We start from the raw sequence: 23,788 nt of genomic DNA on the forward strand, positions 1-23,788 counted from the left end.
GAGTCAAAGATCAGGTGGGCTACGACGGCCCCCATGGAGAGGAATCGGGCAGTGAACAAAGACGACATGATTTTGATCAGCGTCGACGACCACACCGTTGAGCCGCCGGACATGTTCAAGAACCACCTGCCGAAGAAATACGTCGACGATGCCCCGCGCCTGGTGCACAACGACGACGGCTCCGACTGCTGGCAGTTCCGCGACACCGTCATCCCCAACGTCGCGCTGAACGCCGTCGCCGGTCGGCCCAAAGAGGAGTACGGAATCGAGCCGCAGGGTCTGGATGAAATCCGCCCGGGCTGCTACAACGTCGACGAGCGGGTCAAAGACATGAACGCCGGGGGGATCCTGGCCTCGATCTGTTTTCCGTCGTTCCCGGGCTTCGCCGGACGGCTGTTCGCGACCGAGGACCACGATTTCTCTATCGCGCTGGTGCAGGCCTACAACGACTGGCACATCGAGGAGTGGTGTGGCGCCTACCCGGCGCGGTTCATCCCGATGGCGATCCCGGTGATCTGGGACGCCGAGGAGTGCGCCAAAGAGGTCCGACGGGTGTCGAAGAAGGGCGTGCACGCACTGACATTCACCGAGAACCCGGCGGCGATGGGGTATCCGAGTTTTCACAACGAGTACTGGAAGCCGTTGTGGGAAGCATTGTGCGACACCGACACCGTGATGAACGTGCACATCGGGTCCTCGGGCCGGCTGGCTATTACGGCGCCCGACGCGCCGATGGACGTGATGATCACGCTTCAGCCGATGAACATCGTACAAGCCGCTGCGGACCTGTTGTGGTCCCAGCCGATCAAGGACTACCCGGACCTCAAGGTCGCGTTGTCCGAAGGTGGCACCGGGTGGATCCCCTACTTCCTCGAGCGAGCGGACCGCACCTACGAGATGCACTCGACGTGGACGCACCAGGACTTCAAGGGCAAGCTGCCCAGCGAGGTGTTCCGCGAGCACTTCCTGACCTGCTTCATCAGCGACAAGGTCGGTGTCAAACTACGCAACATGATCGGCATCGACAACATCTGCTGGGAGGCCGATTACCCGCACAGCGACTCGATGTGGCCGGGTGCGCCCGAAGAGCTGTGGGAAGTGCTGTCCGAGAACGACGTGCCGGACGACGAGATCAAGAAAATGGCGTACCAGAACGCGATGCGCTGGTACTCCTTCGACCCATTCAGCCACATCACCGAAGCGCAGGCTTCGGTGGGTTCACTCCGCAAAGCCGCTGAGGGCCACGATGTTTCGATCCGCGCACTCAGCAAGCACAAAGATCTTAGGCCGGGCGCGTCGTTCATGGACTTCGCCGCCAGCGCCAGGGAACTGAGCGGCAATACCGACTGACGCGTTCACCGGATTATGCGTGTCGCGCCAGTGACGGTCGCAAGCGCGGCGTAGCCGGGTGCCGCGGGCCGGCACGGGCAGCCAGCGTCTGAACGATCAAAGGAGTTTCGCAGTGGCCGGCGGTGGGATGAGCTTTGAGCTGACCGATGACCAGGAGCTGATCCGTAAGTCGGTCGCCGAACTGGCGTCGAAGTTCGACGACCAGTACTGGATGGAAAAAGACCTCGCGCACGAGTTCCCGCAGGAGTTCTACGACGCGATCTCCAGCGGCGGCTGGCTGGGTATGACGATTCCCGAGGAGTACGGCGGCCACGGGCTCGGCATCACCGAGGCGACGCTGCTGCTCGAAGAGGTGGCGCGGTCGGGTGCGGCCATGAACGGCGCCAGCGCGATTCACCTGACGATCTTCGGCATGCAGCCCGTCGTCAAGCACGGCTCCGAGGAACTCAAGGCCAGGACCCTGCCGCGAATCGTCAACGGCGATCTGCACGTGTGCTTCGGCGTCACCGAACCCGGTGCGGGCCTTGATACCTCGCGCATCACGACCTTCGCCAAGCGTGAAAGCGACACCTATCGGATCAACGGGCGCAAGGTCTGGATCTCCAAGGCGCTGGAGTCCGAGAAGATCCTGCTGCTGACCCGGACCACGCCATTCGGTCAGGTCACCAAGAAGACCGACGGCATGACGCTGTTCCTCACCGACCTCGATCGCGACCACGTCGACATCCGGCCGATCAAGAAGATGGGCCGCAACGCCGTCAGTTCCAACGAAGTCTTCATCGACGATCTGATCGTCCCGGTCGAGGATCGCGTCGGTGAGGAGGGGCAGGGCTTCAAGTACATCTTGGATGGCCTCAATCCGGAGCGGATGCTGATCGCCGCAGAGGCACTCGGCATCGGCCGCGTCGCACTGGACAAGGCCGTCAAGTACGGGAACGAGCGCGTCGTGTTCAACCGACCGATCGGGATGAACCAGGGGTTGCAGTTCCCGCTGGCGGACTCGCTGGCGCGCCTGGACGCCGCGGAACTGGTGTTGCGGAAGGCCACCTGGCTCTATGACAACGGCAAACCCTGTGGCCGCGAAGCGAATACCGCCAAGTACCTCTGCGCCGATGCCGGGTTCGGAGCGGCCGATCGAGCGCTGCAGTTGCACGGCGGGATGGGTTACTCGGAGGAGTATCACGTGTCGCGGTACTTCCGCGAGTCGCGTCTGATGAAGATCGCGCCGGTCAGTCAGGAAATGATTCTCAACTTCCTCGGCGAGCACGTGCTGGGAATGCCGAGGAGCTACTGACGTGATGCCGCCAAACCGTGGGCCACTGACGGGCATCACCGTGGTGGCCCTGGAGCAGGCTGTCTCGGCGCCGATGTGCACGCGCGTGCTCGCAGACTTCGGTGCGCGGGTCATCAAGATCGAAAATCCCAAAGGCGGAGACTTCGCCCGCTACTACGACGAAGTTGTCAACGGGCTCGCCGCCCACTTCGTGTGGGCCAACCGTGGTAAAGAGTCGGTGACGCTCGACCTGAAAGCCGAAGCAGGGCAAGATATTCTGCACCGATTGCTCGACCGCGCCGATGTGTTGGTGTCCAACCTCGCCCCAGGGTCGGTCTCCCGCCTGGGCCTCGCTGCCGCCGATCTGGAGCAGCGGCATCCAAACGTCATCGCGGTGGAGATCGATGGGTACGGTCCCGGCGGTCCGTTGTCGCACAAGCGGGCCTACGACCTGCTGGTCCAAGCCGAGTCCGGCGCCTGCGCCATCACCGGCAACCCGGGCGCACCGGCAAAACCCGGCCCGCCGGTGGCAGACATCAGCACCGGGCTGTATTCGGCGCTGTCGATCCTGGCGCTGCTGTATTCACGCGACGCACAGTCGACCCCCGGTGGTCACGGCAACACGGTAGGGCTCAGCCTGCTGGACACCATGACGGAATTGATGGGCTACCCGCTGACCTACACCCGGTACTCCGGTATCGACCAGGAACCGTTGGGCTTGAGTTCGCCCGCCGTGGCGCCCTACGGCGCTTACCACACCGCCGACGGTCAGACGGTGGTGCTGGGAACTACCAATGATGCGGAGTGGCAACGACTCTCACGGCAGATCATCGGGCGTGACGACCTCGCCGACGATCCCCGCTTTGCCCACAACTCCGGTCGCTGCGCGCACCGGGACATCTTGGACGAGGCGATCGGCGCCTGGTGCGTGGCGCACGGCCTCGACCACGTGCAGAAAACGGCGGACGCCGCCGGGATCGGCAATTCGCGTTACAACCTGCCCAGCGAAGTGCTGGTCCACCCGCAACTGACGGCCCGTGACCGTTGGCGTCAGGTCGACACACCCGCCGGGCCGATTCAGGCTCTACTGCCACCGCCCGTCATCGCCGGCTACCAGGCGCCGATGGGCGCGGTGCCCGGCCTCGGGCAGCACACCGATGCGGTGCTCACCGAACTCGGTTACGGCGCAAACGACATCGATGGCCTGCGAGGGCAAGGGGCCATCGGACCGGCCTATGTTTGACGAGGCCGTTCTGTTCTGCAGCGACCGCGACGGCGTGCGGACGCTGACCCTCAACCGGCCGCGCCGCAAGAATGCGATCAACCGTGAACCCTGGATCGCGCTGGCGCAGGCACTGATCGCCGCCGAGAAGGACGGTGTACGGGCGGTGGTGCTCACCCGCGCGCAGGTCGGTAACTTCGCCACAGTGGATTCGGCGGTCAAGAGATCGGAGCAGAAGGATGCGTGAAACAGTCATCGTCGAGGCGGTGCGGACGCCGGTCGGCAAGCGCAACGGTGGCCTGTCGGCCATGCACGCCGCTGATCTGTCGGCAGTTGTGCTCAACGAGCTCGTGGAGCGCGCCGGAATCGACCCGAACGTCATCGACGACGTGGTCTGGGGCTGCGTGTCGCAGGTCGGCGACCAGTCGAGCAACATCGGCCGGTACGCGGTGCTGGCCGCCGGCTGGCCCGAACACATTCCGGGCACGACGATCAACCGGGCCTGCGGCTCCAGCCAGCAGGCGCTCGACTTCGCCGCGCAGGCGGTGATGTCCGGCCAGCAGGACGTCGTGGTCGCCGGCGGTGTCGAGGTGATGAGCCGGGTGCCGCTGGGCTCGGCCCGGGCAACCGGGCAGCCCTACGGCCCCAAAGTGCTTGAGCGCTATGACGGTTTCTCGTTCAACCAGGGCATCTCGGCGGAAATGATCGCCAAGAAGTGGGGCCTGTCTCGCACCAGGCTCGACGAGTACTCCGCGCTGTCGCACGAACGGGCCGCGGCGGCCCAGGACAGCGGCGCCTTCACCGACCAGATCGTCCCGGTGTTCCCGCCTGTCGGAGAGGACGGCGCCGTTGTCTCCGCGGACGAGGGGATCCGTCGAGGAACCACGGTCGACAAGCTGGCCGGTCTCAAGCCGGCGTTCGACGAAGCCGGCGTGATCCACGCCGGCAACTCGTCCCAAATATCCGATGGGGCAGCGGCATTGCTGGTGACGACCTCAGACATCGCGGTCGAACTCGGACTGACCCCGCTGGTGCGATACGTGGCCGGCGCGGTCACCGGCGCCGACCCGGTGCTGATGCTGACCGGTCCGATCCCGGCCACCGAGAAGGTACTGGCCAAAGCCGGCGTGACGATCTCCGACGTCGGTGCGTTCGAGGTCAACGAGGCCTTCGCCCCGGTTCCGTTGGCATGGCTTGCCGAAACCGGTGCCGACCCGGATCGGCTGAACCCGCTCGGCGGAGCCATCGCGCTGGGCCATCCGCTCGGAGCATCGGGTGCGGTGCTGATGACCCGCATGGCGCATCACATGCGCGACAACGGGATTCGCTACGGCTTGCAGACCATGTGCGAAGGTGGTGGAACAGCCAACGCCACGATCGTCGAACTTGTTGCCTGACATTCGCCGAACGTCGAGTTGTCGGGCAAGGTTGCGGATTTCTGACCCGACTACTCGACGCTCGACGAAATTCGCCACGCTGAGACCCTTGTCACAGTCGGCCCAACCAACCTACTGTGTGTTCGGTTAGTTGGTTGGACGAAGGAGTCCGGTGCCTGAGACACGGCCGTACGAGTCGCTGCGGGCCAAGGGCGAGGATCGCAAACAGCGGATCCTGGCCGTGGCACAGCAGTTGCTGACCCGCAACGGGTGGCGCAACACGACGCTGGCCCAGATCGCCGGCGAGGCCGGGGTGAGCCCGGCCGGCCTGCTGCATCACTTCGAATCCAAGGAGCAGCTGCTCCACGCGGTGCTGGACATCCGCGACGCCGACGACGACTCGCACGCCGACCGCGCCGGCGACCTGATCTCCGAAGTCGCCGCCGTCGCCGACCGGTACTATCGCTCGCCCGAATTGATCGGCACCTACAGCGTGCTGCTCGCGGAAAACGTCGACCCGGACGCTCCTCTGCACGACCGTCTCACCGCCCGCTACCAGGGCGCGATCGACATCATCACCGAGCTCATCCGGCGGGGTCAGCGAGCTGGCCAGTTCCGCCTGGACATGGATGTGACCGTCAAGGCAGTGCAAATCCTTGCCTTCATCACCGGAATGGAGACGACATGGCTGATCAATCCTTCGATACCGCTGACCGAGGTCTTCAAGGAGTACTCGGAGTCGTTAGCCCGGGACATGGCGCCGCCGAACCGGACGTGAGATATCGGCTCGACGTCGTCGCCTCCGATGTCGCCGACGTGGTGCGCTTCGCCGGCGGCTGGTTGTTCGATCGGACGATGGCCGGCTGGGACGTGACGGTCTTGGTCGCTGACCATGCCGATGAGCGTCCGCTGCGAATCCTCGGCGCCCGCATCCTCGACCTTGAGTACGCGCTGGCGACGGTCGGGCATCGCCCGCCGCCGCAAACCCTGGCCGCCGCCGCGGACCTGTTCGGCTGCGACTCACGCGTGCGACAAGGGGTTATACAGGCGCTCGACCAGGGCGCCACCGAGGTCACGCTGTGGGGGCAGACCTGGCCGGCAGAGCTGGAATCTCATGTCAGCCTGGTCGAGTATTGGCTCAGCGCGGCGGCGCAAGCGTTTAAGGCGCAGGCGCTCGTGGCGGCCGGACTGTCTCCGGCGTCGATCGGGCCGATCGAGACGTTCCGCAGCCGGGTGATGTCCAGCGCGTCGGTGGAGGCCGACCTCGTTCCCGCCGGCTGAGTTGCGATTCCACACCGCGTTGACGTCGCACCATGCTCTGTGGAAATCTAATGCTCATCTCTGAGAGCGACATTCTCACTGGTCGAGATTGGAACGGTGCGAAATGGTGAATGACTTCACCGAACTGGATTTTTTCCGTGGCAGCGAGCTCGTCGCGGACCCGTATCCCTATTATGAGTCGCTTCGGCAGCAGTGCCCGGTGACCAAGGAAAAGCATCACGACGTCACGATGGTGACCGGTTGGGACGAAGCCTGTGCCGTCCTCAACGATGCCGAGACGTGGTCGTCGTGCAACTCGGTGACCGGACCATTTCCCGGCTTCCCAGTGAGTCTCGAAGGCCGAGGCGACACTGACATCACCGAGCTGATCGAGCAGCACCGTGACGAGCTGCCCTTCAACGACCAGCTGCCCACACTCGACCCGCCGACCCATACCAATCACCGCTCCCTTTTGATGCGGCTGATCACTCCGAAGCGCCTCAAGGAGAACGAGGACGCCATGTGGGCGCTGGCCGACCAGGCGCTCGACGACTTCTTGGCGCGCGGGCACGGTGAGTTCATCAAGGGCTTCGCCAGCCCGTTCACGTTGCTGGTGATCGCCGATCTGCTGGGCGTCCCGCTGGAGGATCGCGACAAGTTCGTCAAAGGCATCCGCGACCACTCGGGTGGGGGCATCGGCGGCACCGGCAAGGAATCGTTGGCGCACAGCCCGCTGGAATTCCTCTACGGCCTGTTCTCGGCCTACGTGCAGGATCGCCGCGCGAAACCACGCGACGACGTGCTCACCGGTCTTGCCTCCGCGACCTACCCGGACGGTTCGATACCCGGGGTCGGAGACGTGGCTCGGGTTGCGGCCAACGTCTTTTCGGCCGGTCAGGAAACCACCGTGCGGCTGCTCGGCGCGTCGCTGCAGACACTGGGGGACCGGCCGGACGTCCAGGCGCAGTTGCGTAAGGACCGTAGCCTGCTGCCCAACTTCATCGAAGAGGCGTTGCGCGTCGAGAGCCCGGTCAAGGGCGACTTCCGGATCAACCGCAGGCCGGTCAACGTCGGCGGGGTCGACCTGCCTGCGGGCACCACGGTGATGATCGTGCAGGCCGCCGCCAACCGCGATCCGCGCCGATTCGACGACCCCAGCACGTTCGACCCGGCCAGAAAGAATGCCCGCCAACACATCTCGTTCGGCCGCGGCATCCACAGCTGCCCCGGCGCACCCCTGGCGCGCGCCGAAACGCGAGTGGCCCTGGAGCGACTGCTCGACCGAACATCCGATATCCGGATCAACGAGCAGCACCACGGCCCGGCGAATGACCGCCGCTACCAATTCGTTCCGACTTACATTCTGCGTGGGCTCACCGAGCTGCACCTGGAGTTCACAGCGGCATGAAGGTCTGGGTAGACGACCAGCGCTGTCGTGGTCACGGGATGTGCCTCACGTTGTGCCCGGACGTGTTCAGCCTCACCGACGATGGTTACGCCGTAGCGATCGAGTCCGAGGTGCCGGGGGACTTGGAGGCGGCCGCCCAGGAGGCCATCGAGTGCTGCCCCGAACAGGCCATCAGCGAGAAATAGCAAGGAGTTTCGCGTAGCCGCAGCGTCATTAGTCGTCGTCGAGTAGCTCGTCGGGGCGGTGGATGCGGTTGATGCGCGGTGGTCCGGTGCCGTCGTCCAGGCGAGGCGGCCGTCGTCGGTGACTGTCGTGACGATACGACCGCTGCTCGCCTCGGAATGGTCTGGCGCGCACAGGAAGTGGAGTTCGTCAGCGTTGGTTCGACCACCGTTGGCCCAGTCGTCGCCGTGATGGACTTCGCAATGGTAGCCGGGCTCAAGGCAATCCGGGCGGGTGCAACCGCCGTCGCGGGCGTAGCAGATCATGCGTTGGTCTACGGTCGCGATGCGTTTGCTGCGGCCCAGATACAGCGGCCGCTCTGAGTGATCCTCGAAGACCGCCAGGTAGTGGATGCTGTCGCTGGCCATGCGGATCAGGTCGCGCATAGGGAGTCGACTGTTGCCGCCGGTGCGCGCCGGCGCCGGCATCGGGATGCTCGGGTCGCGCGCGGCACGGGCGGCCTGCTCGAGTTCGGCCAGCTTGGTCGTCACGATCACTGTGACCGGCACCCCGCGATGGACGCCGAGTTCGCCGGATGAAAGCGCGTCGCGTAACGCGAGCTTGAGCGCGTCGTGGCAGCGTTGCGACGGAGTGCGGTTGTCGCGCTCGGCGGGCGCATCGTTGGCCGCAGGCACATGGCGGCCGGGGCGAATGGCCGCGGTGATCGCTTCCAGGTAGGCGCGCGTCTCTGGGTCCAGCCATCCGGTGAGTCGACTCATCCCGTCCACGCTCTGTCTCCCGAGCACGAGTCCGCGGCGCCTTGCACGGTCCTCGTCAGAAAAGTTGCCGTCGGGATTGAGGCAGTCCGAGATCCGATCACCCACCGCGGCAACGAATTTAGCGTCCTGCCTGGTGGCGTCGCCGACCAAGGTGCGCTCAGCCTTCTCGTAATCGGCGACGCTGACTGCCGACGGCAGCATATTCAAGGCCCTCGTAATCGCGGCGATGTGATCGTCACCGAGAGCGCCTTCTTCAACGGCCTCTGCCAACTTCGGCAACCCTGGCGGCAGGACCGGGCCAGTCAGTGACCGTCGCGGGCAGATTTGCGCCGCCACCCGAAACCGGCGCTTGACTTCGGCGGCGGTGATCCGCAGCCGCGAGCCGAGCAGATGGCGCGTCGCCACATCAGAGGGCAGTGCAGGGTCGTCTGGCCCGTCTACCGGGTCGGCGATCTCGGCGAACATGCGGTACGACAGCCCGCGATTGACCCGGTCCAAAGTCTCGAGCCGGTCCGCGACCTCGACGCGAAAAGCGTTGCCCACCACATCAGTGCACGATCCGCGTAGCCGAGTGTAAGCGGCGCCGATCAGCGCAAGATCCGCGCGCATCTGCGCGCGCGTCGCATCTGCGGGGAGTGCTTGCGCTACGAAACTCATAACGCCCACGCTATCGAACACCTGTGCGAATCGCACTCGTCGGAAGTTCATCTGTGGATGAAGCGCCAACTCTGAATAACTCTTGGAAGCCATGGTTCCGGCAGCCGGTGCCGGACGCGGATTCACGGCCGCGGTGCCCTAGCAGTGGTAGAACGTGTCAGATGTCCGGTCGGTTCGTGGGACTGACAGGTATCGAGAGCTGCAGCCGGTGTCTTACATCTGCGGCTGAGCCGCAACGAGCCGCGACGCTATTCGATGATCGAGATGGCCTGACGCGGGCACTGACGAACCGCCTCGAGCACCAGCGCCTCGTTCTCGGGAGTGACTTCGTCCTGCAGCACGGTCAGCGTGTCGTCATCCTCGAGTTGAAAAACCTCCGGGATGACGCCCATGCAGACCCCGTTGCTTTCGCACAGGCCCCAGTCGACTTCGATTTTCTTCGTCACTTGGTCCACCTCATCGCAGCACCTTCACCGGGACGTTCAGCCAGCCCGCGACGTTCTGCATCGTGACCCGCTTGCAGCCATCCCAGTCCACCTCGTAGCGGGGCATGAAGTCGAGCAGCTTCTCCAGCGCGACCCGGCTTTCCATCCGGGCGAGCGCCGCGCCGAGGCAACTGTGAATCCCGTATCCCAGACCGAGATGCTGCGCTTCGGTGTGGTCGCGGTCGATGTCGAAGGTGTCGGCCTCAGTGAAGGCGTCCGGGTCCCGGTTAGCCGCAGCGTTCATCACGAACACCGGCTTGCCGGCGGGAATGGTGCCGCCGCTGGTGTGTGCCTCTTTGAGGGTCCAGCGGACGTTGTACTGCACCGGGCCCTCGTAGCGCAGCAACTCTTCGACCGCTCCGGTCAACTTGCTGCGGTCTGCTTGTAGTTTCTCCCACTGCTCTGGGTTGAGCGCGAACAGCACGGCCGCGCTGCCGATCAACTTGGTGACGGTCTCTGCGCCGGCACCGCCGAGCAGCGTGGCGAAACCGCAGATTTCGATGTCGTCGAGCTGACGGGTCTGACCATCTTCACCGGGGATCTCGGCGGCGATCAGCTTGCTGATCATGTCGTCCTGCGGGTTCTGCCGACGTTCCTGCACCAGGCTGAAGTAGTACATCGCGGTGTCGATGTTGGCCTGCATGCCGGCTTCGCTGACCTCGATCTGCCCCGGTTCACGGGACAGGCTGATGTCGATCCAGTGCCGCACCTGCTGGCGGTATTCCTCAGGCACACCGGCCATTCGGGTGATGACCTCGACCGGGAACGGGCCGGAGAAGTCCTGCACCACGTCGAACCGCTCGGGATTGACGGCGCCCAGATACTTATCGATCACTTCGTGGACGGTGTCGGTCTGCGACTGGACCGCTCGCGGTGTGAAGGCCTTGTTGAGCAGGCTGCGCATGTGCCGGTGGTCCGGTGGATCCATGAAAATGATGGACCGCATGTCGGCGGAGATGCCCTTGCGGACCATCGCCAGATCGCAGCCGCGGCTCGATGAGTAGGTCTCGTGGTCCTTCAATGCCGCCGCCACGTCCTCATGGCGCGTGATTGCGTAAAAATCTTCTTTCTCGTCGTAATAGAGGGGTGCGTCCTCGCGCATCCGTCGGTAGATATCGAACGGGTTGGCGAAGTACTCCTCGGAGACCGGATTGAAGACGACCTTGGGCTTGGTCATTGCACCCTCCTGAGCGCCCGTCACCGTTACGACGGAATGCGTGACTGTAACGCTAACGGTAGACCGTTCTCGGCGGGCCGAAAAGACCTCATCTGCCCCGGGAATCGCTGCATCGATGGCTTTGTCGAGAACGCCGAGGTCGCCGGCGAGTTCAGTAGCGATGTGTCGGACCACCGCGATGTCCTTGTCCACGAATTCGCCTGCCGTGCGGAAGGGCACGCAGCAGCGCGGACTCGGTGACGCCGAGTCGCGCTCCCACGCCGATTGCGTCGGCGAGCAGGCCGATGTGTGCCGCCAACAACGCATTGTCGATCAGCTTCACTTTCTGGCCCCTCCCAGCGGGCCGACATGCAGGATCGGATTTTCGTAGCAGCTCATCACCGGCGGTGCCGCCGACGAACAGCGTGAGCGCCCGCGGCGGCGTTATGCGGGCCACCGCTGACGGGGGCGTTTACCACCTGCACACCGCGCGGCGCAGCGACCTCGGCGACAGCCTCGGCTGCGCCGATGAATCCGACTCTCACCGTGGATGTTCCATGAGGGACAACGTCGCGTCGGCGGCGTCCAGCACGACTCCGCCGGAAACGGTCGCGGCGTCCGCGACGTCGGCGACCAGGCGGACGTCCTTTCGCAGCAAGGTGCCGGCCATGCCGGCGAGGCGAGCCAGACCGTCGGTGTCGCCGCCGAGTACGTTGAGCGCGAAGCTGTTTCCGCTGCCGCGGGAGATCACCTCGGTGAGGCGGTCGGGTGAGACGCCCAGCGCCTCGCCGAGTGTCAGCGTGGTGGCCGCCGTCCCAAGGTTGGCGGTGAACAGCAGGTTGTTCAGCAGCTTGGCGGTTTGTCCGGAGCCCAATGCGCCGAGGTGCACGATCGGGTCAGCGTAGCTCGCGAATACCGGACGGCAGCGTTCGACGACATCGGCGTCACCACCGACCATCACCAGCAACCGGCCCTCGGCGACGGCCGGCGCGCCGCCGCTCACCGGCGCGTCGATCACCGAGACACCCTGCCGGGCAGCCCGTTCCGCCACTGTATGGCAGGTGGCGGGGTGCACCGTGCTGTGGATGGCGATCGCGCCGCCCGGTTTGAGCCCGACCAGGATTCCGTTCTCGCCGGTGACGACTTCCTCGACGTCGCCGTCGCCGACCACGCACAGGCAGACGAGGTCGCTGACGGCCGCCAGTTCCGCCGGAGATCCGGCGACCGCGGCGGCGGTGCCGGCGAACGGTTCGAGGGAGGCAGGCCGGCGGGCCCACAGCGTCGTCGGGAAGCCGGCGTCGATGATGCGTCCCGCCATCGGTCCGCCCTGACTGCCCAGGCCGATGAAACCGACGCGCATCAGCGGGCTTTCACGCAGTCGTCGGCGAAGGAGAACACCGTCGAATGGTAGGCAGCCGCTGTGTGGCCGAGGCTGATGTTGTGCCCGGCGCCGGGTTGTTCGTTGACTCCGAAGCTCGCGGTATTGGCGAACAGCGATGCGATCTCGGTCAGTGCCGGCCCGTCGGACAGCCAGATCTTTTCATGCTCAGCGACGCTGAATTGCACCGGAATCCGTACGCAGGGCGCGACCGCCGGGAAATCCTGACGAGCCCAGTTCGACACCATCTGGGTTTCATACGGTGGCGCACCCGGATAAATCGTTGCACCACCGAGCACTTCGGGTGGATACAGGTCCGTCGGATGCCACAACAACTCGCGCATACCAGCCGGACGATGCTCCAGGGTTGCCGCCTTGAGAATCTCGCGCGCCGCGGGATGATAACGACGCCCGGTGCCGGCAAGCTCGACGCCGAGCAGATCAGCGCGCTGTTCGGCGGAACCTTGCGCGGCCATCCGTAGCGCGAGTTCGCATCCGCCGGAGTGTGCCATCAGGAAAATGCCTGCACCGCGCGGCTTTTCACCCAGCACCCGATCCACCGTGCCGTAGGCGAGCCGGACCCGTTGCTCGGGCTGGGCCACCGCGTCTGGGTAGGCCGCGGAGCTGCCGTAGCCGGGTCGGTTGATCGCCACCACGGTATAGCCATGTTGTGCGCCGGTCCGCAGTAACGACAGCTCGGGGTGGCCGGGGCAGTCGAAATACAGTGCGGTGGTGCCGCCGCCGTGGATGGCGACGATGACTGCCCGCGGGCTGAGCGCTTCAGCGACCAACGCGGACATCGGCACGCCATCGACGATGACCAACCGGGGCTGAACTGTGGAGGTCATCGATCGGCCCGCAGCAGCAGTACTCCGCTCGGTGTCAGGCCACCGCTGCTGACGACACCGACGCGGACGTCGGCCACCTGACGATCTCCGGCCTCGCCACGCAACTGGGTGATTGCCTCGTGCAGCAGACCCATGCCGTGGGTGCGACCGTGTGACAGCTGCCCGCCGTGGGTGTTCAGCGGCAGCTGTCCGTCGCGGGCGATGTTCTTGCCCCCATCAAGGAAGTCTCGTGCCTCGCCGATGCCGCAGAACCCCAGTGCTTCGATCCAGGACAGGCAGTTCATCGTGAATCCGTCGTAGAGCTCCGCGACGTCGACGTCCTGCGGCTTGAGCGAAGTGCGTGACCACAGATGCGCGGCCTGGCCCAGCACCTGTGGCTCGTGGGTCAATGTGCTTTGGTCCCAGTTGATTCGCTCGATGATCTGGGTACCGACGGCGTCGACGTACACCGGCGGTTTGGCGGTGTCCTGGGCGGCGTCGACGGCGGACACGATCACCGCGACCGCGCCGTCGCAGGGCACGTCGCAGTCGAAGAGGCCGAATGGCGACGTGATCGGCCGCGCGTTGAGATAGTCGTCCATCGTCATCGGCGTGCGATACACCGCCGTCGGGTTGAGTTCGGCGTTGGCGCGCTGGTTCAACGCGATCCAGCCGAGCGTCTCCTTGGTGGTGCCGTAGCGGTGGAAGTGGCGTTGTGCGTTCTGCGCCAACGTGTGTGCCGCAGAGGTGGCGCCGAACGGCAACAGCCAGTCGGCACGGCGTCCACCCGAAGGGAGGATCTTGCCCTGCTGCTGATTCTGTTTCGAAAGCTCGTTGAAGGTGGCCTCCCACAGCGTCCGAAAGCACAGCACGTGGCGGGCCAGCCTGCAAGCGACGGCGAGCATCGCGGCGATCACCGAGCCGCCGGGGCCAAAGGTTTCCATCCCGCCGTTGTGCCACGTCGGCCGGATACCCAGGGCGGCTTCCAATGCGGTGACTCCACCTTCGGTGAAGCCGCCGAACATGCCGCCGCCGGGGTAGGTCGACAAGCCGTCGATGTCGCCGAGAGTCAGCCCGGCATCGGCGACCGCGGCCTCGCAGGCCGCGACGGTCAGCGAAAGCGGCGGCACCATCAGCCGGCGGCCGATCTCCGACATGCCGATCCCGGTGAGTGCCACCTTGTCTTCGAATTTTTCGACCGTCAGCATCGGCCGGACGAATTCGCCGAACCGTTCCGGCTCGATCTCGTCGATCGGCAACGCGGTGAGTTCGGCACCGTTTATGGGACGGAACAGCGGCAGCCAGACGTCTTCGTTCTGTTCGAAGACAACCTCGACCTGCTGGCCCAACTCCAGTTGCCCAGGCTCGCATTCGATGATGTTGGTGGTCAGCCGGACTCGCGGGTCTTCGGCGACGGCGACCTGCGCGACGACATACGGCGCGGGAAGCCCCGGCAGGCTGAATCGTTCATTGATCGTGAAACCGGCCAGCGTCGCGCGACCCGACACCGCCCGCACGCCGAGATTGTGCGAGCGGCAGTACCGGCACACTGGGGCGGGTGGATGGATCAGCGCGGCACAATCGGCGCATTCCTGAAACCGCAGCTTCCCGTCGGCGCCGGAGGTCCAGAAGAACTCGTTGTCATCGGAGATCAGCGGTAGCGGGCGTCCGGTCAACGGGTGAACCCCCACTCCGCTTCGCTCGCTTCGGTTTTCAGGCTCTCGGCCGGATCCTCGGCGCCGACCGACCTGTCATGCGGCTCGGCTTCGCGGTGCTCGCCCCATTCGGTGATCGCATGCACGGGACAATCCAGCAGCGCCCGCTTCACAGCGTCGCGATCCACCTCGGCGACCTCCCCGGTGCCCTCAAGCGACGCGTACCCCCAGTCGTCGAGGGAGAAGTAGTCCGGCGCGTGCTTGGCGCACACCCCGAAGCCATCACAGACCGTGCGGTCCAGACGAATTCTCACAGCCCCTCCACCTGGTAGGGGCGGTCGGCCGTGAACGCGCCCGATTGGCATGTCGGACAGGCGTTGTCGAGGTGGCTCTGGACCAGGTCGGGGAAGCTGCTCAGCAGACTCGCGGCGATGTTGGTCGCGGCGTCCAGCGTCGCGCAGGCACCGCGTCCGCGGAGCACGACCGACCAGCGTCGCAACCGGGCCACATCCTCCACAGTGGCGACACCGTCGCGCAGCGCACCTGCGACGGCGGCCATCGCCGCGCTCCCGTTGAAGCAGGAACCGCACTGCCCGGCGTTCTCCCGGTCGAAGTAGGCGAGCACCGACGCGGCGACAGCGAGGGGGCAGTCGTCGGTGATCACGGTGATCGCGCCGTTGCCCAGGCCGATACCGAGGCTGCGGAGTGTCTCGTGATCCAGCGTGACGTCGAGCACTGCGCGATCGAGCAGACCGGCGAAGTAGCCGCCCATCAGAGCGCCACGAACGCGATCGGCGGAAATACCATGCAGGGCAAGTAGTTCGGTGATTGCCAGGCCATGCGGGACCTCGTAGAGGCCGGGCGCGCGGCCCGCGCCGGTGACCGTGACCAGGAAGCTGCCGGGCGACGCGGCAGTACCCAGCGAGCGGAATTCGGCCGAGCCGCGTCGTTGCAGGTAGGGCAGGCTGGCCAGCGTTTCCACGTTGCTGACCAGCGTGGGGAGTCCACCGACCCCTTCCTGGAAGGGTCGCGGCGGCTTGTCGGTCGGCTTGGCCGGACCGCCGTTGAGTGCGCGGACAGCGGCGGTCTCTTCTCCGGCGACGTATCCCGGTTCGACACTGTGAATCTCGACTGTGACGCCGTCGAGGGCGTCGTGCCCGAGTTCGGCCAGTGCGGCGTCCACACTGCGGGCTGACTCCGGATCGGACACGTAGACGTAGTTGCGTCGGGCGGACACCATCGCGGCGGCCAGCCGCAGTCCGTCGAGGATCAGGTGCGGCCGGTGCCGCAGCAGCCACCGGTCCTTGATCGAAGCCGGTTCTCCCTCTTCGCCGTTGGCGACGACGACGGCCCCACCGGCGACGCGGCCGTTGTCGCGGACCGCGCGCGCCTTCACCGCGAGTGGGAAGCCGGCCCCGCCACGACCGAGGAGTCCACTGGAGTCGACCTCTTCGAGCAGTTCGTCAGCTCCGGCGAGTGGCTGATAGCCGCCGCGAGCCCGGTAGGCGGCGAGGTCTTCTCGGCCGCTGTCGTCTCTTAGCAGCCTCGGCGTGAACCCGGGCGACGAGCCGACGGTGAGGGCCGGTGCAGCACTGGTCTCCATCAGCTGACCCCCGGCGGCACAGTTAGGCTTGCGCACATGCGAACCGCAGTCGTACGCGTCAACGTCGACCCGGACAACGCCTTGGCGCCCACGCAACTAACGGAGGGCATGGCTGTGCTCCTCGAACGTGTCGGCCACGTCGACGGCGCGGTGATCATGAAGGATCTCGGGGCCATGCCCGCCGGTCGTCGCGAGGTGGAGCTGCTGATCGCCTGCGACGATGCCGACGCGGCCAAACGGGAGGCGATCGAGTTGTGCACCAAGGCTTTTGCGACGACACCGGTCCCAGGAGTGATCACGTTTGTCAGCCGGGGAACCGATGACGATGCGCACGGGGTGCTGGCCGGATTCGGACTCACCGCCGACATTGTCCGAACTCCCGGCGATGACGGCTTCGACATCATCGACGTGACATTGCGGGAAGCTGATCTCGAGCGCATCCCGGAAAGCCGGGTGCACACCGCGCTGGAAGCCTCGTTGAACTGCGAAGTCCGCATTCGCACCGTGTAGTCGCATCACGATCCCAGGAACCTCAGGATCGGCGGTGCGGCCTGCACCCAGGTGTCGAACATGTTGAAGTGCTTCACTTTGCCCTGAGCCCGGGCCTCGGAAGCACGCTCCCAGGCATCCTCCGGCCAGGGCGGGTCGATCAGCTTCGATCCCTTGATCAAGCAGCTGACTTCCAGCGATGTTCGTTTCGGGTGATCCAAGTCGTTCTCGCCGCCGCGAATGATCAAGGTGGGAATCTTGATTCGATCGAACATCTCGTCCTCGACACCCGGGATCGTCTGGCCGGGCTTGGATACGAAGGCGTTGAGCCACCGCAGCATCAAGGTGAGGAACTGCTCGGAGTCGAAGTCGAGGAATCGCTTCTCATTGTCCGGGTTCTCCTCGATGCGCTCGCGCCACTCCGGCACCTTCACCACGCCGTCCATCCCGGTACCTCGCACCGCGAGAATGCTGGGGACGATGTAATAGGAGCCGAGCACGAAGCTGCCGTAGATTCCGCCGACGATGTTCCACACCACCAGCTTCTCGACGAGCTCGGGATACAGCATCGTGGTCAGCATGGAATCCCTTGCCCCGCCGGACCCACCGGCAAGGATGCACCGTTCGAAGCCGAGTCCCGTCACCAGCTCGTGCAGGGTCTCGGCGCGCATGTGCGACTCGCTCTGCCCGTAGAACTGGACGTCCGACGCACCGCAGTTGGGCCGGTCCCACAGCAGCACCCGGTAGCCGCCGGCAGCCAGCGCGTCGGCCAGGGGGCGCAGGCCGGGGATTTCCTTACTGAACCGGCCGCCGGGCGTCAGCGCGATCAGATCGCCTGACTCGCCGAGGATTTCGTAGACGACATTGCCACCGTTGACCTCGATAGTGGACACAGATTCTCCCGTTGGTCAGGCCTGTACCAGGACGTCGTTTCCGACGACTCGCACCGGGTAGGTGCGGATGCTCCACTCCGGCTTGACCGCCGTGGTGCCGGTCGCCAGCTCGAAACCCCATTGGTGCCAGGGGCAGTAGATGTATTCCTTATCGCGCACCATGACAGCGTCGCCGGCAGCCGTCTCGTCCACGATCGTGCGGCCCCGCGCTCGTCCTGAGCACAGCGGACCGCCTTGGTGCGGGCAGTAATTCGCGATCGCATAGAAGGTTCCGTTGACGTTGTAGACGCCCACGCCGTGCCGTCCGATCGGCACCAGTTTGTGCTTGCCCGAGGGGATCTCGTCAACGGTGGCGACAATGTGTTCGCGGCCTTGGGCGAGACGTGGCTGAGGCCGGGTTGTTTCCGGCCCGGTTTTCTCGGCCGTCAAGTCAGAGCACCCGAACTTGACCCTCGAGGACGGGAACCGTCTCCGGAAGGTGGTAGGTGGCAATGCCGTTCTTGTACATCACGGCGTCTCGGGCGTGCTTGGGCAGATGCTTGACCAGCCAGCGCGGGTCGTCGAAGGTCCAGTGCGGGTAGTCCGAGGAGAACAGCAGGATCTTCTCGCACTCCATCCACTCCAGCGCGCGAGTCAGCTCCGTCTTGTCCTCCGGGTAGTCCAGCGGCTGCGTGGTGAACTTGATGTGTTCCTTGACGTACTCCGACGGCTTGCGCTTGATGTCCAGCCAGGATTTGCGCGCCTCGTAGATCGCGTCCATCCGCCACATCAGCGGCAAGATCCAGCTGAATGCGTGCTCCACGAAGACGATTCGCAACGTCGGGAAGCGGTCGAATACGCCGTCGAAGGTCAGGCTCATCACCTGGTTGGCGGCCAGCAGCGAGTACGTGACCATGAAGTCGTGGTTGTAGCTGGGGTATCCCACCGGCGGGGCCGGCAGCTCGTCGAAGTGGCTGCGCGACAGGTGGCAGCTCACGGGCATGTCGTGCTTGGTGGCTGCGGCCCAGATCGGGTCGTACTTCGGATTGCCCCAGGGCGGCCGCGGCTCGGCCTTGATCAGGATCTGCGCCATGTAGGGATGCCCGGCCCACTTCTCGATCTCGCGAGCCGACTTCTCGGGTTCCTCGATCGCGGCGCAGATCGATCCGCGCCACCGCTGGTGCCAGTTGTTGTGGCTGTCGAGCCAGTGGTGGGCCTGCCACTCGTTCAGTGCGGCCGCCATCGCGTGCTGTGCCTCGGGGATGCGGGCCGGATACGCGGCGGGCTCGAGAATGCCGATGTCGGAGCCGGCTTCCATGATCAGCTGACGAAACGCCAGGTCCGGGTCGCTGCCGGCAAATTCGCCGTCTTGCGGAAATGCGTCGGTGCGCATCGCGTAAGCATGCGCGTAGTCGGGGGCGTCGTAGTAGATCTGCTCGCCCACGTCACGAGACAGGAAGTATTTGCTGCGCCACGGCTCCGGGATATACGGGATGATCTCGCCGCGCTTGGGTGTCGGATGAACATCCGAGTCGACGCATCGGACGGCAATACGTTCGGCGGCCGGAACACGCTCCTGTGAATGGGTCAGCGTCATCTCGATCTCCTCGCTCTCCCTGGGTTGATTCTATTCTGCGACTAGCCGGTCGCGAGATCGGCCGAAACGTCGATCCCATACAGGTTGGCCGCGTTGCGCCAGCACAGCTTGTCCCGTTGCGCTTCGGACAGCGCCTTGGGCAGTTTGGTGATGTCGCCGCACTGCCAATGCGGGTAGCTCGACCCGAACATCACCATGTCGTCTTTGCCGGTGAAGCCGAACCACTCGCCGGCGAAGTCGGTGTCGCCGGGTCCGTCGAGGCTGCCCTGGACGAAGTAGACGTGTCCCGGCAGATAATCACTGGGCATCTGTGGCGCCCACGGCGTTTGTTCGAGGTGCGGCCTGCCGAAGGTGTCCATCCGCCACATGAACGGTGTGATGAAGTCCGCGGCACCGTCGCCCCATACGAACTTCAGGCCCGGGAAGCGTTCGAAGACGCCCTCGGCGATCAGGTTCATCTGGTGGTAGAGGTAGTTCAGCGCCATGAAGCTGACGTAATGCTCGTAGACGCGGGTATTTCCGTTCGGAGTCGGCGGATTGGCGATGCCCGAGCCGACCTCGATGTGCGCGGCAACGGGAAGTCCGGCATCGACCGCCGCCTCCCACAACGGCCAGAACTGTGGCTTGCCGTAGACCTCACGCGACTGCAGTGGGACACCGATCTGGACCACCCGGGGGTGCGAGCGCCACTTCTCGATCTCTTTCAGCGCACCGGCAATGTCGTCAGGGTTGACCCGGATCGTGCCGCGGAATTTATCGCCGAAATGGCTGTGCTCCAGCCACTTCGACACCATCATCTCGTTGTGGGCGGCGTGCAGGGCGCTACCCAGGTGGCGGTCCGGCATGATGCCACGGGCCATCGGATGCAAAACCGCGATGTCAACGTTACGATTCGAAAAGAGTTCGTTGCCAACGAATTCCGGATCTGAGCCTGGATACTGCCGGTCCGGTCCTCTGGTCTTGGGTGCGTACTCGCCACCCGGGGCGCCGTACCAGTCCATCTCGTAGTCCGGGAAACCGCGACTCTTGAACGGCTCGCGAAGAACCGAGCGGAGTTCTTTGTTGGACGAGAAGAAGATGTGCACGCTGGCATCGATCAGCGGCGTGCGCGTCCCGTCCGGGTGCTCGATCACCGCTAAACCACCCTCCGCGAATCGGCTGACTGCGTCCTGTCCGTCAGTACTCTGCTAGCCAAACTAACATCCCTGTTCGCCGCCAATCAACGGGTTTCCGGTAAGCATTTCGGTTATTCATCGGCCCTGCTAGCGGCCATAATCGGGCCCCATTGGCGTAATCGCTGTTCTTCGCTAGTGATAATAGCATTCTCGCAGTTCTCAACCGCTGGCCCTGCGCCCAAGCGCCCGGTCGATCAAGCAGTTCCCGCGGCCGGGCTAGGTGCGCTGGACGAGCGCTGTGCGATCGGGAAACCCATGTGACACAACCTCGTCAGCCCGAGGTCGGACGCGGCCGCTCGGGTTGGCGAGATTGTCACTGTGCTATTAAGAGAATAGTATTCTCACAGCGCGTTACCTGAGCTAAGGAGCTGGCCGGATGCTGTTGGAATTCGACGCCGATCAGCGCCTCTGGCAAGAAACCGTGCGCGACGTGGTCGGTAAACAGTGCCCGCCGGCATTGGTCAGGGGTGTCGCCGAGGACGGTGTGGACCCGGCACCGGTCTGGCAGGCCTACGTCGAGCACGGCTGGACCGAGATGAGCGACCCGGAGAACGCCGTCGAGTTGGCCATCGTTCTCGAAGAACTAGGACGAGCGACCGACCCCACCCCATTCCTGGCGACCATGAGTCAATTCGCTCCGCTGGTGGGGGAGCGGTTCGACGCACAGGCATCCGGCACCGCCGTCTACGGCGGCGTCACCGCACACCGTGACGGCGACGAGTGGGTGCTCGTCGGCACCGCCCGGCACGTGCTGGACGGCGATCGCGCGGAATGGCTTGCGGTGGTCACCGACGCGGCGGTGTTCGTCGTCAAAGCCGACGTCGCAGGCGCCCACCTGTCCCGGCGGCGCAGCGCCGTGCTCGACCCGGTGCTGCACGTCGCCAACCTGACCTTCGCTGGATTGCGGCTGCCCGACGCCGCTCGCTTTCGCGTCGACACCGAGTCGGCGCACCACGTCGCCCTGATGGGCATGGCGATCACCATGGTTGGCGCGTGCCAACGCATCTTGGATCTGGTCCTCGACCACGTGCGCAGCCGTCACCAGTTCGGGGTCGCGATCGGATCGTTTCAGGCGGTCCAGCATAAGGCCGCCGACATGCACGTCGCGATCGAGCGGGCGCGCGCCCTCGCCTATTACTCCGCGTTGACGATCGCCGGGAACGACCCGCGCCGGCGGCTGGCCGCCGCGATGGCGAAAGCTGGTGCAGGCGAATGTCAGTCGCTGGTATTCCGCCACGGCCTGCAACTGTTCGGCGCGATGGGCTTCACGTGGGAGAACGATCTGCAGTTCGCGTTGAAGCGAGCCAAGGCCGGTGAGCTGATGCTCGGCGGAACCGCTGAGCATCGGGCGAAGGTTACCGAGGTGTACCGTGCAGCTCGCCTTTGATCCAGACGTCGAGGCATTCCGTGCCGAATTCGTCGCTTTCCTCGATGAGCACGTGCCCGCGACCGCGGCCGCGGCATTGGAGCGACCGAAGTCGGTGTCGCACATGCCGGATTGGGCACGCCGCTGGCAACGGCTGCTGTTCGACAACGGATGGCTGTTACCGACTCAGCCGCCGGAATTCGGTGGCCGCAACGCCACCGTCCTGCAGCAGTACGTGTACCTGGAAGAGCTGTGCAAGCGCCGGATCTACCACAGCTTCAACCCCCAAGGCGTGAATATCATTGCCGCGTCGGTGATTTCGTTCGGTAGCGACGAGCACAAGCAGCGCTGGGCGGTGCCCATTCTGCGCGCCGAGATCACCGCCTCGCTGGGCATGAGCGAGCCTAGCGCCGGCTCGGACCTGGCGTCGCTGCGGACCAGGGCGGTCCGCGACGGCGATCACTTCGTGGTCAACGGGCAGAAAGTGTGGACGTCGGGCGCCCACGATGCCGACGTGTTGCTGACCTTCGTGCGCACGGATCCAGCTGCCCCCAAACACAAGGGGATCAGCGCGCTGGTGATTCCCACCGATACGCCCGGGGTGACGAGACGACCATTCCCGGATATCTGCGGTCAAGACCACCTCGACTTCAACGAGGTGTTCTTCGAGGACGTGAAAGTGCCCGCGGAGAACCTGATCGGTCCGCTCAACCAGGGTTGGCGGGTGGCCAACGGCTCGCTCGGACACGAACGCACCATGATGTGGCTCGGGTTCGCCGATCGACTCGACAATGTCATCGCTGATTTCGAGCCGGCGAATGACTTCGAACGCGATCAGTACGCCACCACGATCATGGATCGTCAGGCGCTCCAGCTACTGGGTTCGGTGGCGCTGGCCCGGGCCGCCCGCGGGGAAGAAGACGTGCCTGCGCTGTCGGTGCTCAAGCTTCTCGGGTCGGAGGCGGAACGGCAGGCATGCGAAAACGCCCTGTCCGCAGCGGGATCCGAAGGACTAGTGCACCCGGCGCTGACCGGGCCCTACGAGCCGATGAACCTCGACCACTACTTCGGCAGCTGGTTCGAGCGCTACGCCCGCAGCTTCTCCGGGACCATCGCCGGCGGCACCTCGGAGATTCAGCGCAACATCATCGCGCAGCGAGTACTGGGACTGCCCGCCCGCTGAAGGTCGCGACCTCAGAACATGACGAGACTGAACGGCCAGCTGGCGGTGCCGCCCGGCGCGCCACCGCAGCCCGCGTCAAACGTGGACTCCACCGAGCCGCTCAGCGTCACCGCGTCCCACGTATAGGTGTCGTGCGACGGCAGGAAGTAGACCGTACAGCGCACACCGTCGGGTACGTCGACGATCATCGTGTAGCGGCCGCCTGCCAGATGTGCAACGGCGTACCACGGCGTCGCTTGGCCGTTGGGCCTGGGCTGGGCCTGGTTCTGGATGCAGTCAGCGGGGTGATCTGGGTCGCACGGCCGGATTGCCCACAGCCAGGAGTGGCCGGGGTCGCGCGGGGTCTCCACTTCGTAGTTGCCGTACGGCATGTGGGCGTGAGCTACCGGCGACAGCGTCACCGTCGCTGCCATCAACGCAACACCCAGCGTCAACGATTTCACGTTGCGCTCCTCCCGTTCGTCGGCTGAATATAAGCCGCCCGGCGCGGTCGTGCTTGGGATTGCCCAGTTACG

At 65.1% G+C, this 23,788-nt stretch carries 24 protein-coding genes and 2 pseudogenes; 12 read left to right on the forward strand and 14 right to left on the reverse strand.

Translation table 11 applies throughout. The annotated features are described in order from the left end of the window. Positions 1-51 precede the first annotated feature (51 nt). The 9 genes and pseudogenes from ACQY5A_RS12310 (at position 52) to ACQY5A_RS12350 (ending at position 8,074) form a co-directional block, all read left to right on the forward strand. Positions 52-1,350, forward strand: a complete 1,299-nt coding sequence (locus tag ACQY5A_RS12310; protein WP_428340648.1) for an amidohydrolase family protein — start codon at positions 52-54, stop codon at positions 1,348-1,350. A 127-nt stretch (positions 1,351-1,477) separates the two neighbouring features. Beyond that, entirely contained in the window at positions 1,478-2,644 is a 1,167-nt protein-coding gene (locus tag ACQY5A_RS12315; protein WP_428341489.1) for an acyl-CoA dehydrogenase family protein, read from the forward strand. Positions 2,645-2,648: 4 nt separating this feature from the next. Continuing rightward, a complete protein-coding gene (locus ACQY5A_RS12320) occupies positions 2,649-3,866 on the forward strand; it encodes a CaiB/BaiF CoA transferase family protein (protein WP_428340649.1) in 1,218 nt (405 codons plus the stop codon). After that, positions 3,859-4,029: pseudogene (locus ACQY5A_RS12325) on the forward strand (enoyl-CoA hydratase-related protein); the annotation flags it as partial. The gene ACQY5A_RS12320 and the pseudogene ACQY5A_RS12325, both read left to right, overlap by 8 nt. Before the next feature lie 55 nt (positions 4,030-4,084). Further along, on the forward strand, positions 4,085-5,242 hold the full coding sequence (locus tag ACQY5A_RS12330; RefSeq protein WP_428340650.1) for a thiolase family protein: 1,158 nt from the start codon (positions 4,085-4,087) through the stop codon (positions 5,240-5,242). A gap of 151 nt (positions 5,243-5,393) precedes the next feature. After that, complete coding sequence (locus ACQY5A_RS12335) at positions 5,394-5,999, forward strand: TetR/AcrR family transcriptional regulator (protein WP_428340651.1); 606 nt, start codon at positions 5,394-5,396, stop codon at positions 5,997-5,999. Next, positions 5,996-6,502, forward strand: a complete 507-nt coding sequence (locus tag ACQY5A_RS12340) for a hypothetical protein (protein WP_428340652.1) — start codon at positions 5,996-5,998, stop codon at positions 6,500-6,502. Before ACQY5A_RS12335 ends, ACQY5A_RS12340 begins: the two co-directional genes overlap by 4 nt. Positions 6,503-6,605: 103 nt before the next feature. Beyond that, on the forward strand, positions 6,606-7,889 hold the full coding sequence (locus tag ACQY5A_RS12345; protein WP_428340653.1) for a cytochrome P450: 1,284 nt from the start codon (positions 6,606-6,608) through the stop codon (positions 7,887-7,889). Beyond that, a complete protein-coding gene (locus tag ACQY5A_RS12350) occupies positions 7,886-8,074 on the forward strand; it encodes a ferredoxin (RefSeq protein ID WP_428340654.1) in 189 nt (62 codons plus the stop codon). Before ACQY5A_RS12345 ends, ACQY5A_RS12350 begins: the two co-directional genes overlap by 4 nt. 28 nt (positions 8,075-8,102) lie before the next feature. Here ACQY5A_RS12350 and ACQY5A_RS12355 read toward each other — a convergent pair. From ACQY5A_RS12355 to ACQY5A_RS12395, 9 genes and pseudogenes are all read right to left on the reverse strand, one after another. Next, positions 8,103-9,487 (reverse strand): annotated as a pseudogene (locus ACQY5A_RS12355) (HNH endonuclease signature motif containing protein). Between the two features lie 248 nt (positions 9,488-9,735). Beyond that, positions 9,736-9,933, reverse strand: a complete 198-nt coding sequence (locus ACQY5A_RS12360) for a ferredoxin (RefSeq protein WP_428340655.1) — start codon at positions 9,931-9,933, stop codon at positions 9,736-9,738. A 10-nt stretch (positions 9,934-9,943) separates the two neighbouring features. Next, positions 9,944-11,149: a cytochrome P450 gene (locus ACQY5A_RS12365; protein ID WP_428340656.1), complete on the reverse strand. Its 1,206-nt coding sequence runs from the start codon at positions 11,147-11,149 to the stop codon at positions 9,944-9,946. Between the two features lie 151 nt (positions 11,150-11,300). Next, positions 11,301-11,471, reverse strand: a complete 171-nt coding sequence (locus tag ACQY5A_RS12370; protein WP_428340657.1) for a hypothetical protein — start codon at positions 11,469-11,471, stop codon at positions 11,301-11,303. A gap of 198 nt (positions 11,472-11,669) precedes the next feature. Further along, complete coding sequence (locus tag ACQY5A_RS12375) at positions 11,670-12,488, reverse strand: NAD(P)-dependent oxidoreductase (protein ID WP_428340658.1); 819 nt, start codon at positions 12,486-12,488, stop codon at positions 11,670-11,672. After that, entirely contained in the window at positions 12,488-13,354 is an 867-nt protein-coding gene (locus tag ACQY5A_RS12380) for an alpha/beta hydrolase (RefSeq protein WP_428340659.1), read from the reverse strand. Before ACQY5A_RS12380 ends, ACQY5A_RS12375 begins: the two co-directional genes overlap by 1 nt. Then, complete coding sequence (locus tag ACQY5A_RS12385; RefSeq protein WP_428340660.1) at positions 13,351-15,009, reverse strand: thiolase C-terminal domain-containing protein; 1,659 nt, start codon at positions 15,007-15,009, stop codon at positions 13,351-13,353. Before ACQY5A_RS12385 ends, ACQY5A_RS12380 begins: the two co-directional genes overlap by 4 nt. Further along, the gene (locus tag ACQY5A_RS12390) at positions 15,006-15,302 is read right to left on the reverse strand and encodes a ferredoxin (RefSeq protein WP_428340661.1); all 297 of its coding nucleotides are present in this window, start codon (positions 15,300-15,302) and stop codon (positions 15,006-15,008) included. Before ACQY5A_RS12390 ends, ACQY5A_RS12385 begins: the two co-directional genes overlap by 4 nt. After that, on the reverse strand, positions 15,299-16,591 hold the full coding sequence (locus ACQY5A_RS12395; protein WP_428340662.1) for an NADH-ubiquinone oxidoreductase-F iron-sulfur binding region domain-containing protein: 1,293 nt from the start codon (positions 16,589-16,591) through the stop codon (positions 15,299-15,301). Before ACQY5A_RS12395 ends, ACQY5A_RS12390 begins: the two co-directional genes overlap by 4 nt. Positions 16,592-16,627: 36 nt before the next feature. On the opposite strand from ACQY5A_RS12395, the gene ACQY5A_RS12400 reads away from it, so the two are divergent. Next, positions 16,628-17,101, forward strand: a complete 474-nt coding sequence (locus tag ACQY5A_RS12400) for a hypothetical protein (protein ID WP_428340663.1) — start codon at positions 16,628-16,630, stop codon at positions 17,099-17,101. A 5-nt stretch (positions 17,102-17,106) separates the two neighbouring features. On the opposite strand, the gene ACQY5A_RS12405 is transcribed toward ACQY5A_RS12400, so the two are convergent. From ACQY5A_RS12405 to ACQY5A_RS12420, 4 genes are read right to left on the reverse strand one after another with little or no spacing between them, the layout of a single operon-like run. Next, positions 17,107-17,973: an alpha/beta fold hydrolase gene (locus ACQY5A_RS12405; protein ID WP_428340664.1), complete on the reverse strand. Its 867-nt coding sequence runs from the start codon at positions 17,971-17,973 to the stop codon at positions 17,107-17,109. 15 nt (positions 17,974-17,988) lie between these two features. Beyond that, a complete protein-coding gene (locus tag ACQY5A_RS12410; RefSeq protein ID WP_428340665.1) occupies positions 17,989-18,402 on the reverse strand; it encodes a Rieske (2Fe-2S) protein in 414 nt (137 codons plus the stop codon). Between the two features lies 1 nt (position 18,403). Further along, complete coding sequence (locus ACQY5A_RS12415) at positions 18,404-19,549, reverse strand: amidohydrolase family protein (protein ID WP_428340666.1); 1,146 nt, start codon at positions 19,547-19,549, stop codon at positions 18,404-18,406. 41 nt (positions 19,550-19,590) lie between these two features. Further along, positions 19,591-20,682: an amidohydrolase family protein gene (locus ACQY5A_RS12420; RefSeq protein WP_428340667.1), complete on the reverse strand. Its 1,092-nt coding sequence runs from the start codon at positions 20,680-20,682 to the stop codon at positions 19,591-19,593. A 418-nt stretch (positions 20,683-21,100) separates the two neighbouring features. Here ACQY5A_RS12420 and ACQY5A_RS12425 point away from each other — a divergent pair, with 418 nt between their 5' ends. Beyond that, entirely contained in the window at positions 21,101-22,111 is a 1,011-nt protein-coding gene (locus ACQY5A_RS12425) for an acyl-CoA dehydrogenase family protein (RefSeq protein ID WP_428340668.1), read from the forward strand. After that, positions 22,095-23,273, forward strand: coding sequence for an acyl-CoA dehydrogenase family protein (locus ACQY5A_RS12430; protein WP_428340669.1), 1,179 nt, complete (start codon positions 22,095-22,097; stop codon positions 23,271-23,273). The genes ACQY5A_RS12425 and ACQY5A_RS12430 overlap by 17 nt, the downstream gene beginning before the upstream one ends. Positions 23,274-23,284: 11 nt before the next feature. On the opposite strand, the gene ACQY5A_RS12435 is transcribed toward ACQY5A_RS12430, so the two are convergent. Then, complete coding sequence (locus ACQY5A_RS12435) at positions 23,285-23,686, reverse strand: hypothetical protein (RefSeq protein WP_428341490.1); 402 nt, start codon at positions 23,684-23,686, stop codon at positions 23,285-23,287. Positions 23,687-23,788: the final 102 nt, after the last annotated feature.

The sequence above is a fragment of the Mycobacterium sp. genome, assembly GCF_965277065.1.
GTDB lineage: Bacteria > Actinomycetota > Actinomycetes > Mycobacteriales > Mycobacteriaceae > Mycobacterium.

Bases quoted from the DNA above. Each gene is read 5' to 3' on its own strand.
- ACQY5A_RS12365 (WP_428340656.1), bottom strand. From the start codon at position 11,149: ATGACCAAGCCCAAGGTCGTCTTCAATCCGGTCTCCGAGGAGTACTTC.
- ACQY5A_RS12375 (WP_428340658.1), bottom strand. From the start codon at position 12,488: ATGCGCGTCGGTTTCATCGGCCTGGGCAGTCAGGGCGGACCGATGGCG.
- ACQY5A_RS12380 (WP_428340659.1), bottom strand. From the start codon at position 13,354: ATGACCTCCACAGTTCAGCCCCGGTTGGTCATCGTCGATGGCGTGCCG.
- ACQY5A_RS12315 (WP_428341489.1), top strand. From the start codon at position 1,478: ATGAGCTTTGAGCTGACCGATGACCAGGAGCTGATCCGTAAGTCGGTC.
- ACQY5A_RS12345 (WP_428340653.1), top strand. From the start codon at position 6,606: ATGGTGAATGACTTCACCGAACTGGATTTTTTCCGTGGCAGCGAGCTC.
- ACQY5A_RS12425 (WP_428340668.1), top strand. From the start codon at position 21,101: ATGCTGTTGGAATTCGACGCCGATCAGCGCCTCTGGCAAGAAACCGTG.
- ACQY5A_RS12395 (WP_428340662.1), bottom strand. From the start codon at position 16,591: ATGGAGACCAGTGCTGCACCGGCCCTCACCGTCGGCTCGTCGCCCGGG.
- ACQY5A_RS12330 (WP_428340650.1), top strand. From the start codon at position 4,085: ATGCGTGAAACAGTCATCGTCGAGGCGGTGCGGACGCCGGTCGGCAAG.
- ACQY5A_RS12320 (WP_428340649.1), top strand. From the start codon at position 2,649: ATGCCGCCAAACCGTGGGCCACTGACGGGCATCACCGTGGTGGCCCTG.
- ACQY5A_RS12435 (WP_428341490.1), bottom strand. From the start codon at position 23,686: ATGGCAGCGACGGTGACGCTGTCGCCGGTAGCTCACGCCCACATGCCG.
- ACQY5A_RS12350 (WP_428340654.1), top strand. From the start codon at position 7,886: ATGAAGGTCTGGGTAGACGACCAGCGCTGTCGTGGTCACGGGATGTGC.
- ACQY5A_RS12415 (WP_428340666.1), bottom strand. From the start codon at position 19,549: ATGACGCTGACCCATTCACAGGAGCGTGTTCCGGCCGCCGAACGTATT.
- ACQY5A_RS12400 (WP_428340663.1), top strand. From the start codon at position 16,628: ATGCGAACCGCAGTCGTACGCGTCAACGTCGACCCGGACAACGCCTTG.